This window comes from Pantoea sp. JZ2 (genome assembly GCF_035191405.1).
Taxonomy (GTDB): Bacteria; Pseudomonadota; Gammaproteobacteria; order Enterobacterales; family Enterobacteriaceae; genus Pantoea; species Pantoea stewartii.
Genome location: NZ_CP045247.1, coordinates 1141167 through 1154107, shown reverse-complemented (window position 1 = coordinate 1154107; position 12941 = coordinate 1141167). Strand labels below are relative to the sequence as shown.

15 protein-coding genes are annotated in these 12941 nt (G+C 55.8%); 2 read left to right on the top strand and 13 right to left on the bottom strand.

Annotated features, from left to right (window positions below; all coding sequences use genetic code 11):
• Positions 1-130 precede the first annotated feature (130 nt).
• Positions 131-604: a helix-turn-helix domain-containing protein gene (locus tag GC087_RS05665; protein ID WP_324029901.1), complete on the top strand. Its 474-nt coding sequence runs from the start codon at positions 131-133 to the stop codon at positions 602-604.
• A gap of 48 nt (positions 605-652) precedes the next feature.
• Positions 653-1384 carry a 2-phosphosulfolactate phosphatase gene (locus GC087_RS05660; RefSeq protein WP_324029899.1) on the top strand — a complete coding sequence of 244 codons (732 nt, stop codon included), beginning with the start codon at positions 653-655 and terminating at the stop codon, positions 1382-1384.
• Positions 1385-1453: 69 nt separating this feature from the next.
• Here the strand turns inward: GC087_RS05660 and rpoS are convergent, their stop codons facing one another.
• From rpoS to cysG, 13 genes are all read right to left on the bottom strand, one after another.
• The gene (gene rpoS, locus GC087_RS05655) at positions 1454-2446 is read right to left on the bottom strand and encodes an RNA polymerase sigma factor RpoS (RefSeq protein WP_006120728.1); all 993 of its coding nucleotides are present in this window, start codon (positions 2444-2446) and stop codon (positions 1454-1456) included.
• A 51-nt stretch (positions 2447-2497) separates the two neighbouring features.
• Positions 2498-3622, bottom strand: a complete 1125-nt coding sequence (gene nlpD / locus GC087_RS05650; protein WP_324029897.1) for a murein hydrolase activator NlpD — start codon at positions 3620-3622, stop codon at positions 2498-2500.
• A 164-nt stretch (positions 3623-3786) separates the two neighbouring features.
• Positions 3787-4413: a protein-L-isoaspartate(D-aspartate) O-methyltransferase gene (locus tag GC087_RS05645; protein ID WP_006120730.1), complete on the bottom strand. Its 627-nt coding sequence runs from the start codon at positions 4411-4413 to the stop codon at positions 3787-3789.
• On the bottom strand, positions 4407-5168 hold the full coding sequence (gene surE / locus GC087_RS05640; RefSeq protein ID WP_006120731.1) for a 5'/3'-nucleotidase SurE: 762 nt from the start codon (positions 5166-5168) through the stop codon (positions 4407-4409). The genes GC087_RS05645 and surE overlap by 7 nt, the downstream gene beginning before the upstream one ends.
• A 267-nt stretch (positions 5169-5435) precedes the next feature.
• The gene (gene truD, locus GC087_RS05635) at positions 5436-6476 is read right to left on the bottom strand and encodes a tRNA pseudouridine(13) synthase TruD (RefSeq protein WP_324029895.1); all 1041 of its coding nucleotides are present in this window, start codon (positions 6474-6476) and stop codon (positions 5436-5438) included.
• A complete protein-coding gene (ispF, locus tag GC087_RS05630; protein WP_006120733.1) occupies positions 6473-6955 on the bottom strand; it encodes a 2-C-methyl-D-erythritol 2,4-cyclodiphosphate synthase in 483 nt (160 codons plus the stop codon). The genes truD and ispF overlap by 4 nt, the downstream gene beginning before the upstream one ends.
• Positions 6955-7671 carry a 2-C-methyl-D-erythritol 4-phosphate cytidylyltransferase gene (gene ispD, locus GC087_RS05625; protein WP_324029893.1) on the bottom strand — a complete coding sequence of 239 codons (717 nt, stop codon included), beginning with the start codon at positions 7669-7671 and terminating at the stop codon, positions 6955-6957. Before ispD ends, ispF begins: the two co-directional genes overlap by 1 nt.
• A 3-nt stretch (positions 7672-7674) precedes the next feature.
• The gene (ftsB, locus tag GC087_RS05620) at positions 7675-7992 is read right to left on the bottom strand and encodes a cell division protein FtsB (protein WP_006120735.1); all 318 of its coding nucleotides are present in this window, start codon (positions 7990-7992) and stop codon (positions 7675-7677) included.
• Between the two features lie 169 nt (positions 7993-8161).
• Positions 8162-8482 carry a DUF3561 family protein gene (locus GC087_RS05615; protein ID WP_006120736.1) on the bottom strand — a complete coding sequence of 107 codons (321 nt, stop codon included), beginning with the start codon at positions 8480-8482 and terminating at the stop codon, positions 8162-8164.
• 55 nt (positions 8483-8537) lie between these two features.
• The gene (gene cysC / locus GC087_RS05610; RefSeq protein ID WP_033739539.1) at positions 8538-9143 is read right to left on the bottom strand and encodes an adenylyl-sulfate kinase; all 606 of its coding nucleotides are present in this window, start codon (positions 9141-9143) and stop codon (positions 8538-8540) included.
• Positions 9143-10570, bottom strand: coding sequence for a sulfate adenylyltransferase subunit CysN (gene cysN / locus GC087_RS05605; RefSeq protein WP_033739540.1), 1428 nt, complete (start codon positions 10568-10570; stop codon positions 9143-9145). The genes cysC and cysN overlap by 1 nt, the downstream gene beginning before the upstream one ends.
• 11 nt (positions 10571-10581) lie before the next feature.
• Positions 10582-11490 (bottom strand): sulfate adenylyltransferase subunit CysD, encoded by a 909-nt coding sequence (gene cysD, locus GC087_RS05600; protein WP_006120739.1) that lies wholly within the window; start codon positions 11488-11490, stop codon positions 10582-10584.
• Positions 11491-11501: 11 nt separating this feature from the next.
• Positions 11502-12917 (bottom strand): siroheme synthase CysG, encoded by a 1416-nt coding sequence (cysG, locus tag GC087_RS05595; RefSeq protein WP_033739542.1) that lies wholly within the window; start codon positions 12915-12917, stop codon positions 11502-11504.
• Positions 12918-12941 lie beyond the last annotated feature (24 nt).

Sequence of the window (12941 nt, the reverse complement as noted above, 5' to 3'; positions counted from 1 at the left end):
CTTTACGCGATTACAGGCTGATAAAGCGGTGTCATAATGCTGTCGTGTGCCTGTCGTGCTGCGATCGTGTTTCTGTCGACACTTACCGGCGATGCTGCAAACCGATTGTTTACTCTTTCGGAGACTCATTATGCGTAACCTGAACAATGTCAGAGAATATCGTCTGGCACGTGCCTGGTCACAGGAACAACTGGCTGAAATGGCCGGCCTCAGCACCCGAACCATACAGCGCATCGAAAACGGCGATCCGCCCAGCCTGGAAACATTGAGCGCACTGGCAGCCGTGTTTGAGATTAACGTGACCGATCTGACCGATGCCCCTGCGAATAACGGTGAAGCGCTGGACAGCTACATTTCTGACGCCCGCCAGCAGCTCGCTGCCGAGAGCCGGTTTTACCGTTCTCTGTTTAGCGCTGTGGTGGTATGCGCATTGCTGTATGTCCTGAACTACTTTACGGCGCCCAATGACCGCTGGTCACTCTGGGTCGCCGCCATTTGGGGCGCCTTACTGCTCGTCAGAGCATTGCGTCTGTTTATATTTAAGGATGCGATCCGCCGCTGGCAGCAAAAACGGCTGCAAAAATTATTGCGCAGGCAGGGCTAACTTCCGCCGGTTGCACATCTCTGTTACACCACACTGCGGGAAAAGCCTATGAACTGGTATCGTCAGGACGCGTTTGCTGTTCGTCTGGAATGGGGGATCCCGGCCATTGATCATTTTGCCGGGGACGTGGATATCATCGTGATTATTGACGTGATGTCCTTTTCTACCTGTGTCAGCGTGGCAGTGGAGAACGGGGCGCGCGTCTATCCTTATCCCTGGAAAGATCACTCTGTCACGCAGTATGCGCAGTCCGTCGGTGCCATCGCGGCTAACAGCGACAGGCGATTCAGTGGCGAGGGCTACAGTCTGTCACCGCGAACGTTACTCAGTGTTCGTCCGGATGAAAAACTGGTGCTGCCCTCCCCTAATGGCTCCGCAACCTGCTTCAGGGCGCGGGAACGGGGCGTCCCCGTGCTGACAGGCTGCCTGAGAAACCTGACCGCAACGGCCGAAGCCTGCCGCGCCTTCAGCCGTATTCTGATTGTCCCCTGTGGCGAACGTTGGCCAGACGGGAGCCTTCGCCCCTGTATTGAGGATTATGTGGTAGCGGGGGGAATCATTGCCGCGCTGGCACAACGCACGCTTTCACCTGAAGCGCAGACCGCTGTCGCCGCCTGGCACGCTCATCAGTCCCAGAATTTCGCGGCACTGTTTCACTGCGCGTCCGCAGTCGAGCTGATACAAAGAGGCTTTCCGGACGATGTGACACTTTGCCTGACAAAAGATGCCGCCCGTCAGCCCTGTTTTCTGACAAGGGAGTATTTTGCCGGACAGGCTTAAGCGTAAATAACAGACAAAAAAAAGCGATGGGGGTTACCCATCGCTTTCTGTTGACGTGCCGTGTTCAGCTTATTCGCGGAACAGTGCTTCAATGCTGAGGCCCTGACCTTGCAGGATTTCGCGCAGACGGCGCAAACCTTCAACCTGAATCTGGCGCACACGCTCGCGGGTTAAACCGATTTCACGGCCAACATCCTCAAGCGTTGCCGCTTCATAGCCCAACAGGCCGAAACGACGAGCCAGCACTTCGCGCTGCTTGGCGTTCAGTTCGAACAGCCATTTAACGATACTTTGCTTCATATCGTCGTCTTGCGTGGTATCTTCTGGGCCGTTGTCTTTTTCATCGGCCAGGATATCCAGCAGCGCTTTCTCAGAATCGCCCCCTAAAGGAGTATCAACTGAGGTAATACGTTCGTTGAGACGCAACATACGGCTTACGTCATCAACCGGTTTATCCAGTTGTTCTGCAATCTCTTCCGCACTCGGCTCGTGGTCGAGCTTGTGAGAAAGTTCACGCGCAGTACGCAGATAAACGTTCAATTCTTTCACAATGTGGATAGGCAAACGAATTGTCCGGGTCTGGTTCATGATTGCCCGTTCAATGGTCTGACGAATCCACCAGGTGGCATACGTTGAGAAACGGAATCCACGTTCTGGATCAAATTTCTCAACGGCGCGAATCAAGCCGAGGTTACCTTCCTCAATCAGGTCCAGCAGGGCCAGACCGCGATTGCTGTAACGTCGTGCAATCTTCACCACCAGTCGTAAGTTACTTTCGATCATGCGGCGACGAGAAGGAATATCACCTCGTAATGCCCGGCGAGCGAAGAGTACCTCTTCCTCGGCCGTCAGCAATGGAGAATAGCCAATCTCCCCAAGATAGAGCTGAGTAGCGTCAAGGACACGTTGCGTCGCACCCTGCGCCAGCAACTCCTCTTCTGCTACATCATTGTCGCCAGAGTCATTTTCGACGAGCGCCTTCTCATCAAAAATTTCTGCTCCATTCTCTTCGAATTCCGCATTCTCATGTAACTCGTTTACTTTCAGCGTATTCTGGCTCATAAGTGGCTCCTACCCGTGATTCCAGGGCAGACTCCAGAGGACTCTGCCGGATTATCGCTGCGGTAAATAACGCAACGGGTTTACGGATTTCCCCTTGTAACGAATTTCAAAGTGTAATCTAACTGAACTGGTTCCGGTGCTACCCATGGTAGCGATCTTTTGCCCAGCCTTAACTTCCTGTTGTTCCCGGACCAGCATTGTATCGTTGTGGGCGTAGGCACTCAGGTAATCATCATTGTGTTTGATGATGATTAAATTACCGTAACCACGAAGCGCGTTGCCTGCATAAACCACCCTTCCTGAAGCAGTGGCCACAACCGGCTGTCCGCGCGAACCTGCGATATCGATCCCTTTGTTACCACCCTCGGTGGCAGAGAAGTTATCGATGATCTTACCTTCGGTCGGCCAACGCCAGCTTCCAACAGGCGTTGAACTGTTTGTTGTACTGCTCACCGTCGGTGGTGCGGTAACGGCTGGAGCTGTTGTCGTTGCAACATTTGCTCCCTTCGAAGGCAACAATTTACTGCCATTCGAGTTACCTGAATCATCAGAATACGTAATAACAGGCTGCTGTGCAACAGGGGCCTGTTTTATTTGTGGTGCGGTGACGATGCCACTTTGTGATGCATCCGCCGCGGTAATCGCGTTGCCCCCGGTAATAGGCTGGCCGGAGCCGTTGTCGACCTGCAAGGTTTGCCCAACATTTAGGCTGTACGGTGGCTGTACGTTGTTGCGCTGCGCCAGATCGCGGAAGTCATTGCCGGTAATCCAGGCAATATAGAAGAGGGTATCGCCGCGTTTTACGGTGTACGTTTGTCCAGAATAGCTTCCTTTAGGAATATTCTGATAACTTCTGTTGTACACAATTCGCCCGTTCTGGGTTTCAACTTCATTACTTGTATTATTACCGGTACTAATGATTCCCGGCTTATTCTGCGGCACAGGCGTATTTCGGCTTAACATGCCGCCCTGCGATGGCATCGTCGGCACACCACTGGAAACAGGCGCAGTACCAGTGCTGGCCATATTACCGTTATCATTCATGCTGCTGCCGTCGCCGATATTACTTATTGGCGCTTGTGTATTGTCGCCTGAACTACAGCCTGCCAGCCAAAAACTCACCAGTGAAAGCGCCGCCAGACGGCGTAACTGAAAAATTGTGCTTCCCGTGCTCATTAATCCCCCGTGGTGGCAACCTTTAAAAACTGACTTTCTCTTTTCACCAGCACATTACACTGTGTGGCACGTTAAACGCTGTATTTTCGTTGAACTGACTGGATAGTAACAATATCAACTACCGTGTGCCATGAAACAGTTATTAAGAAATGCTAACACGGTCATCAGGCCAGATCGCCCTGAACCAGCGGGACGAAACGCACCGGCTCAATCGTTTCCTCGGTGATTTCACCGCCACGTCGGCGCAGGCGTTTAAGCACCTGCTGCTCTTCACCGACAGGTAGCACCATAATGCCACCTTCTGCCAGTTGTGCTATCAGCGCAGTCGGAATTTCGGGGGGCGCCGCCGTCACAATAATGGCATCGAAAGGCCCGCGCGAGGGCCAGCCCTGCCAGCCATCACCGTGGCGGGTAGAGACGTTATGTAAATCGAGCTGTTTCAGACGGCGCTTTGCATGCCACTGCAGACCTTTGATGCGTTCGACAGAGTAAACATGCTCAACCAGATGAGCCAGAATCGCGGTCTGATAACCAGAACCGGTCCCGATTTCCAGAACACGCGAGTGCACATCGAGCTCCAGCAGGGCGGTCATCCGCGCCACCATATAGGGCTGTGAAATCGTCTGGCCTGAGCCGATGGGGAGCGCCATGTTATCCCAGGCTTTGTGCTCAAAGGCCTCATCGATAAAGCGCTCACGCGGCACGTCGGCGATGGCTTTTAACAGGTGTTCGTCATGAATCCCCTGTTGACGCAGTTGCGCCAACAGTGTCTCGATACGCCGACTCACCATACCAGGTTTACCTCAGCGTTATCCAGCCAGCGACTCAGCACGTCCTGAGCCTTATGCGCGGTGAGATCAACATGCAGCGCGGTGACGGACACATAACCTTCATCCACGGCGGCAAAATCAGTATCAGGGCCGGCATCCAGTTTTTCGCCCGGTGGTCCTATCCAGTACAGCGGATTGCCGCGCGGATCGGTTTGGGCAATCACCTGATCGGCCGGATGCCGACTGCCACAGCGCGTCACGCGAATGCCTTTCACCTCCGCCAGCGGCAGATCGGGCACATTGATGTTCAGTATGCGTCCGGTGCGCAGCGGCTCACGACTCAGCGCTTTTAGCAGCGCACAGGTTACCGCCGCCGCAGTGGCATAGTGCTCGTGACCATTGAGCGAAACCGCAATGGCGGGCAAACCCAGATGACGTCCCTCCATGGCCGCGGCCACCGTGCCGGAATAGATAACGTCATCACCCAGATTGGGGCCGGCATTGATCCCCGAGACCACAATATCGGGTCGGGGTTGCATCAGCGCGTTTACGCCCAAATACACGCAATCGGTGGGCGTGCCCATTTGCACCGCAATGTCCCCGTTTTCATGGGTAAAGGTGCGCAACGGGGTTTCCAGCGTCAATGAGTTGGAGGCACCACTGCGATTGCGATCCGGTGCCACCACCTGCACCTCGGCAAATTGACGCAAAGCCTTTGCCAGCGTCTGAATACCAGGCGCATGGATGCCATCATCGTTGCTGAGCAATATCCGCATTTAATTCTGACCTTTTCTGTTCAACCGGGTCGCCGTAATAAGGACCTGTTTTGAAGCATGGCAACAGGTTATGACTGGACAGCGACTTTTGCATTCTAGCGGTGAGCGAGAGGAAGTGGTAGACGAAAATAAAACGCACAGGCAGGAAAAAGGTAACACATTTGCTTGAAAGGAAAGATTTCGTGCGATGCTGGCCCCCTGCTACGCCGCCCATTGTGCACGCCAGCGCGTCCCTCACCCGCGCGACTGGCCAGGTGAGGGCGTGGCTTATTCGTCAGGTAAATCCGCTGTGTCGTCAGTGATGACCAGCTCTCTGACCACGCTGGTGGCAAAGCTGCCCGCCGGTAACCAGAACTGCAACGTCAGGGTGGCGTCATCCAGCCACTGCCAGTGCAAATCGCGCGGCACCACCAGCATGGCACGCCGGCTGGCCTCCACCCGTTCACGCACCAGCAGCGCGCGCAGTTCTACGGCATCCGCCAGACAGTGCTCTTCGAACGCCAGCGCGTCGCCCTGTGGCCCCGCCTCGCCTTTTCCGGGCAAGGGTGCCGTGATACGCAGCGCGTGCTGATCCACGCGCGCCTGCAAGGCCTCCCTTTCCTCGGGCTGGGCGACAAACCAACTGCCACACCCGGTAAGCTGCAATGCATCCCCGTTCATGACCTGAGTCAGGCTACCCTGCTGCTGCAAACGCAGACTGGTGACCTGATTGAATAACGCACTGCGTGCAGCAGAGAGCATCAGGCCACGTTTATTGCGGTCACGTATCTGGATTTCCTGACGCGCCAGTTTCAACGCCGTCTGCAGATTGTTGCCGTTGCGCCCAAAGCGTTGCTCGCCAAAGTAATTAGGCACACCGCGTTCACGAATCTGCTTAAGGCGGGCCTCGACGTCATCGCGCTGGCTGACCTGTCGTATGGTCAACCGAAAGGCGTTTCCGGCCAGCGCGCCGACGCGCAATTTGCGCTTATGACGCACAACCTCAAGGATTTCGACACCTTCTGATGCAAAGCCTGTCAGGTTGGGCATCGCATTGCCCGGCACACGGAAGCAGAGTGTTTGCTCGGTCACGGCGTGGCGGTCTTTCATGCCGGCATAACTGAGGTCGCGGGCAGGAATTTTCATAAATTTTGCCAGGGCTTCGGCAACAAAACGCGTATTGGCACCCGTTTTACGAATGCGCACCAGCACATGCTCACCTTCACCGTCAGGGCGATACCCCAGGTCTTCCTTCACCTCGAAGTCTTCCGGGCGGGCTTTAATTACGCCCGTCGCGCCAGGCACACCGTGGAGGTACTGCAACGTCATGCCGACTCCGTTTTCAGCAGCAACGCGACCGCTTCACAGGCAATGCCTTCGCCGCGTCCGGTGAACCCGAGCTTTTCCGTCGTGGTGGCTTTAACGTTCACCTGGTCCATATGGCAACCCAGATCCTCAGCAATATTGATGCGCATCTGGGGTACATGCGGCAGCATTTTAGGTGCCTGAGCGATAATCGTGACGTCCACGTTACCGATGCGATAGCCTTTCGCCGCAATACGGCGCCAGGCTTCCCGCAGCAAACCGCGGCTGTCTGCGCCTTTGAACGCCGGATCGGTATCCGGGAACAGCTTGCCTATATCGCCCATTGCCACCGCGCCCAGTAAGGCATCGGTCAGAGCATGCAGTGCCACGTCGCCATCCGAATGGGCGATAAAACCATACTCAAATGGAATTCGCACACCGCCAATCACCAGCGGACCTTCTCCACCGAAAGCGTGAACGTCAAAACCGTGACCGATACGCATCATGCGCTCTCCTTTGACTGAATCTGACTAAGATAAAAAGCCGCCAGGGCTAAGTCTTCCGGGCGGGTAACTTTAATGTTATCGCTGCGACCTGTGACCAGTTCAGGATGGTAGCCACAATATTCCAGTGCCGAGGCTTCATCGGTAATGATCGCGCCCTCGTTCAAGGCGCGGGTCAGGCAGGCGGTAAGGAGCGCGTGGGGAAAAAGTTGCGGCGTCAGGGCATGCCACAGATGGTCACGTTCGACCGTATGCGCAATCGCTGACTGGCCGGGTTTCCCCCGCTTCATGGTGTCACAGACCGGTGCCGCCAGAATGCCACCCGTTTTGCTCTTTCCTGGTAACTGCAGCAGGCGGTCCAGATCATCCGGATGCAGACACGGGCGCGCGGCATCGTGCACTAACACCCAGTGCGCGCCCTGCGCCGCCTGTAATCCCGCCAGCACCGACTCGGCACGCGTTTCGCCGCCGGTCACGCGCACAACACGCGGATCGCTGGCCAGCGGCAAACGGGCAAAGTGATTATCGTCAGGGCTTAACGCGACGATGACCTGAGAAACCGCAGGATGGGAGAACAGACGCGCAATACTGTGTTCCAGAAGTGTGTGCTGACCAATCGTCAGATACTGTTTGGGACAGGTTGCCTGCATGCGGCTGCCGATACCGGCAGCGGGCACCACGGCAATCACATCCGCAGAGTGGGACTGATTGTTCATGTTTTATCGTTGTTGGTTTTGCGCAGCTTGTTGCGCGTTGCGTTTGTTCTGGTCAGGCACCAGACGATAGAAGGTTTCACCCGGCTTAATCATGCCTAATTCACTGCGTGCGCGTTCCTCGATCGCTTCAGAGCCGCCATTGAGATCGTCAATTTCGGCAAACAGTTGATCGTTACGCATTTTAAGTTTGGCGTTTGTCGCCTTTTGTACCGCCACGTCATCGCTGACGCGCGTAAAATCATGGATACCATTCTTGCCTAACCACAAGGAATATTGCAGCCAGCCAAGCAGCACCAGTAGCAGTAACGTCAGTTTTCCCATCCCGCCCCCTAAAAACGGCTCAATCATCCCATAACTTTACTCAGGACTCCACACTGGCAGCGAAAATGCCTGCTAATGCCGTTCGCCTGAGCAAAAAAAGGAGAAGAATGAGAAGGCACAAGACCGGAAAACTTTTGTAACCTGCTGGTGCGTTTAGACATCAACGCCGTTACCAGCGTGACAGAAACAGGAACAGTATCCAGAACTGGAGGGCGACAGCGATAACGCATATCAGGGAGGTCCATATCCATTGCCCACGCAGCCAGGTACTCAGTACCATGCCCGTCAGGACGGAAACCGGAAACAGCGCCAGGAAAAAGGGCCACGTGTAGAGAAAGAAAAACAGCGTACTGGAGCCGTACAACAGGAAAGGAATGGCCAGCGCACACCAGTAACATACGAAACCAATGATACCACCCGGTAACACCGAACGCGGTTCATCAGGCGTACGTGAGTCTTTGCGTGCCAGCATGGGGGTTATATTCTGCATAAATATCCTGTCAACGCGAAGGCGGCAAAACGGAATGCGCTCTGCCGCTGTCTGTTCAGGAACTGATAATATCGCGCTGGCGCAGCAGATCTAATAATTGGGGCGTCAGTTTTGTAACCAATTGTTCCCCATTAAGCCGGATTTCTGGCTGTTCCGGCGCTTCATAAACGCTGTCTATACCGGTAAAATTTCGCAATTCGCCCGCGCGGGCTTTTTTATATAACCCTTTCGGGTCGCGCGCTTCACAGACTGCCAACGGTGTATCGACATAAACCTCAATAAACCGCCCTTCATCCAGCAGATCACGCACCATTTGACGCTCGGCCCGATGCGGTGAGATAAACGCGGTCAGCACCACTAACCCCGCATCCACCATCAGTTTTGCGACTTCGCCTACCCGGCGGATATTCTCTTTGCGATCGGCATCGCTAAAGCCCAGATCGCGGCACAGGCCATGACGCACGTTGTCGCCGTCCAGCAGATAGGTGCTGACGCCGATGCGGTGCAACGCCTGTTCCAGCGCGCCAGCCACGGTGGATTTTCCCGACCCCGAAAGGCCGGTGAACCACAGCACCACGCCCTGATGGCCGTGCTGCTGTTCACGCGCATCGCGCGTGACGGGATGGTCATGCCATACGACATTTTCATCATGCCGGGCCATTACTGACCGCCCAGCAGATCGCGTGCATTCCAGTGCGGGAAATGACGACGAACCAGCGCATTCAGTTCCAGTTCAAACGCACTAAATTCACCGTGCTGCTGGGGGTTATCGGCCAGCGGCTCATGAATAAGCCCAGCCCCGACGGTCACGTTACTCAGACGATCGATGATAATCATTCCGCCGGTGACCGGGTTATCCTGATAGCTGTCGAGCACCAGCGGTTCGTCAAAGGTAAACGTCACCAGACCAATGCCATTCAGCGGCAGGCTGTCCGCCTCGCGTTTTTCCAGCGAGTTAATCTCAACCTGATGAATGACCTTTTCAACACGACCGCGCGCTTTTTTGCCCGCAATTTTTACATCGTAACTTTGCCCGGCCTGTAACGGCTGCTCTGCCATCCACACCACATCGACGGTGGCTGACTGAACCGCACGCAGTTCCGCGCTTGCCTCCACAAGCAGATCGCCACGACTGATATCAATCTCATCATTGAGAACCAGCGTAATGGCTTCACCCGCGCCCGCCTCCTGCAAATCGCCATCAAAGGTCACGATGCGGGCAACAGTCGATTCAACGCCGGAGGGCAGCACTTTAACCCGCTGGCCCACCTTTACGGTCCCGGACGCGAGCGTACCGGCATAACCCCGGAAATCAAGATTGGGACGGTTAACGTACTGCACCGGAAACCGCATCGGCTGATGATCGACGACTGCGTTCAGCTCCACCGTTTCCAGCACGTCCAGTAAGGTCGGACCGGTGTACCAGGGCATGCTTTGACTCTGTGAGGCGACGTTTTCGCCTTCCAGCGCCGACATCGGCACGAAACGAATATCCAGGTCGTCGGGCAGTTGTCCGGCAAAATCGAGATAATCCTGTTTGATCTGCTCGAACACAGACTGCTGATAGTCCACCAGATCCATTTTGTTGATCGCCACGACCAGATGCTTGATTCCCAGCAGAGTGGAAATGAAGCTGTGGCGGCGGGTCTGGTCCAGCACGCCTTTACGGGCGTCGATCAGCAGAATAGCCAGATCGCAGGTCGATGCCCCCGTCGCCATATTGCGGGTGTACTGCTCATGCCCCGGCGTGTCGGCAATGATGAATTTGCGCTTCTCGGTAGAGAAATAGCGGTAAGCGACGTCAATGGTGATGCCCTGCTCACGCTCGGCTTGCAGGCCATCCACCAGCAGGGCCAGATCCAGTTTTTCGCCCTGCGTACCATGACGTTTACTGTCACTTTGTAATGACGACAGCTGATCTTCGTAGATTTGTCGGGTGTCGTGCAGCAGGCGACCGATCAGCGTACTTTTCCCATCGTCCACGCTGCCGCAGGTCAGAAAACGCAGCAGGCTTTTGTATTGTTGTGCGGTCAGCCAGGCTTCAACGCCGCCCTGTTCGGCAATTTGTTGTGCAATTACGGTATTCATCTGGCGTCTCCTTAGAAATAACCCTGACGTTTTTTCAGTTCCATCGAACCGGACTGATCGCGGTCAATTACCCGGCCCTGACGCTCGCTGGTGGTCGAAACCAGCATCTCTTCAATAATCTCAGGCAAGGTTTGCGCTTCAGATTCCACCGCACCGGTGAGCGGCCAGCATCCCAGGGTACGGAAACGCACCATGCGCTGTTTAATCACTTCACCTGGCTGAAGGTTGATACGGTCGTCATCGATCATCATCAGCATGCCGTCACGTTCCAGTACCGGACGCGGCGCGGCAAGATAGAGCGGAACAATCTCAATGTTTTCCAGGAAGATGTACTGCCAGATATCCAGCTCGGTCCAGTTTGACAGCGGGAAAACACGGATGCTCTCGCCTTTGTTAATCTGGCCGTTATAGTTGTGCCACAGTTCCGGGCGCTGGTTTTTCGGGTCCCAGCGATGAAAACGGTCACGGAATGAGTAGATACGCTCTTTAGCGCGTGACTTCTCTTCATCACGGCGCGCGCCACCAAAGGCCGCATCGAAACCGTACTTGTTCAGGGCCTGCTTCAGGCCTTCGGTTTTCATGATGTCGGTGTGTTTGGCACTGCCGTGCACAAAGGGATTAATGCCCATCGCCACGCCTTCCGGGTTGCGATGCACCAGCAGTTCGGCCCCCATCGCTTTTACGGTGCGATCGCGGAATTCGTACATCTCACGAAACTTCCAGCCGGTATCGACATGCAGCAACGGGAAGGGCAGCGTACCCGGATAGAAGGCTTTGCGTGCCAGATGCAGCATCACAGAAGAATCCTTGCCGATAGAATACATCATGACCGGATTGCCAAATTCGGCTGCCACTTCACGGATGATATGGATACTCTCTGCCTCCAGTTGGCGCAGATGAGTGAGTCGTTTTTGATCCATCGTTTTTCCTCTCAAGCCAGATTGACAACGGCGGACTCACGAGCCCCCTGCTGTGCCGAATGCTGAAACCAGGCAAGTTGCCCGTGTAAATTAACCACTTCCCCAATCACCAGCAGGGCCGGGGAAGGCGCTGACGCTGCCAGCGTTTCAAGATGTTCAAGCGTGCCGGTCAGAACCTGTTGGTCGGACCGGGTGCCGCGGCCAATTACCGCCACCGGCGTCGACGCCGCGCGTCCATGGAGAATAAGCTGTCGACTGATTTCGGCGGCCTTCATCGCACCCATATAAATCGCCAGCGTTTGTCGCGCGCGCGCCAGGGACGGCCAGTCAATGTCATCACTGTCCGGCCGACAGTGACCGGTAATAAACAGAACGCTCTGCGCGTAATCACGGTGCGTCAGCGGGATACCGGCGTAGGCGGTTGCGCCAGCGGCAGCGGTAACGCCAGGCACGACCTGGAACGGAATGCCCGCCTGCTGGGCGGCCTGTAACTCTTCGCCGCCGCGGCCGAAGATAAACGGATCGCCGCCTTTCAACCGCACCACGCGCTTGCCTTTCTGCGCCAGCTGCACCATCAGTTGGTTGATTTCGTCCTGCGGTAACAGATGCGCGCTGGCACGCTTGCCCACGCAGATACGGTCGGCATCGCGTCGAACCAGATCCAGCACCTCTTCACTGACCAGATGGTCATAGAGCACCACATCGGCCAGTTGCATCACCTGCAGCCCGCGCAGCGTCAGCAGACCGCTGTCGCCCGGCCCGGCACCGACAAGGATAATCTCGCCCTGCCGGGGCGGCTGATCGCCCAGTTCGCTGTCCAGCGTCGCTTTGGCGGCCTCAACATCGCCTGTTGCCATCTGACTGGCAAAGCGGCCGTTAAAGATCCGTTCCCAGTAGCGGCGGCGATCGGACATGCGACTGAAGCGGGCTTTGACTTTGTCACGCCACTGCCCCGCCAGCTCGGCCATCTGGCCCAGATGAGACGGCAGCAACGTTTCCAGCTTTTCACGTAACATGCGGGCAAGGACCGGTGCCGTCCCGCTGGAGGAGATCGCCACCACCAGCGGTGAGCGGTCTACGATGGAGGGGAAAATAAAACTGCATTTCGGCTGATCGTCGACGACATTGACCAGTTTATGGCGGGCATTGGCCTCGTCATAAACCTGCGCATTCAGCGCGTTATCGTCGGTCGCGGCAATGACCAGAAACACCTTGTCTAGCTGTGCAGGCTCAAAAGCCGTCGCCAGCCATTCAAGCTGCTGTTCATCCAGTAAGGTTTGTAACTCCGGGCACAGCTCGCGTGAGGCAATCTGAATGCGCGCCCCCGCCCGACGCAGCAATTCAATCTTGCGCGCCGCGATATCTCCCCCGCCCACGACCAGTACAGGTCGACCCGCGAGATCGGCAAAAAGAGGCAAATAATCCACGTTAACCCTGGTGTTGTTACGATG

Coding starts and splice junctions, on each gene's coding strand:
- GC087_RS05665 (WP_324029901.1), top strand. CDS start 131: ATGCGTAACCTGAACAATGTCAGAGAATATCGTCTGGCACGTGCCTGG.
- GC087_RS05660 (WP_324029899.1), top strand. CDS start 653: ATGAACTGGTATCGTCAGGACGCGTTTGCTGTTCGTCTGGAATGGGGG.
- rpoS (WP_006120728.1), bottom strand. CDS start 2,446: ATGAGCCAGAATACGCTGAAAGTAAACGAGTTACATGAGAATGCGGAA.
- nlpD (WP_324029897.1), bottom strand. CDS start 3,622: ATGAGCACGGGAAGCACAATTTTTCAGTTACGCCGTCTGGCGGCGCTT.
- GC087_RS05645 (WP_006120730.1), bottom strand. CDS start 4,413: ATGGTGAGTCGGCGTATCGAGACACTGTTGGCGCAACTGCGTCAACAG.
- surE (WP_006120731.1), bottom strand. CDS start 5,168: ATGCGGATATTGCTCAGCAACGATGATGGCATCCATGCGCCTGGTATT.
- truD (WP_324029895.1), bottom strand. CDS start 6,476: ATGACGTTGCAGTACCTCCACGGTGTGCCTGGCGCGACGGGCGTAATT.
- ispF (WP_006120733.1), bottom strand. CDS start 6,955: ATGCGTATCGGTCACGGTTTTGACGTTCACGCTTTCGGTGGAGAAGGT.
- ispD (WP_324029893.1), bottom strand. CDS start 7,671: ATGAACAATCAGTCCCACTCTGCGGATGTGATTGCCGTGGTGCCCGCT.
- ftsB (WP_006120735.1), bottom strand. CDS start 7,992: ATGGGAAAACTGACGTTACTGCTACTGGTGCTGCTTGGCTGGCTGCAA.
- GC087_RS05615 (WP_006120736.1), bottom strand. CDS start 8,482: ATGCAGAATATAACCCCCATGCTGGCACGCAAAGACTCACGTACGCCT.
- cysC (WP_033739539.1), bottom strand. CDS start 9,143: ATGGCCCGGCATGATGAAAATGTCGTATGGCATGACCATCCCGTCACG.
- cysN (WP_033739540.1), bottom strand. CDS start 10,570: ATGAATACCGTAATTGCACAACAAATTGCCGAACAGGGCGGCGTTGAA.
- cysD (WP_006120739.1), bottom strand. CDS start 11,490: ATGGATCAAAAACGACTCACTCATCTGCGCCAACTGGAGGCAGAGAGT.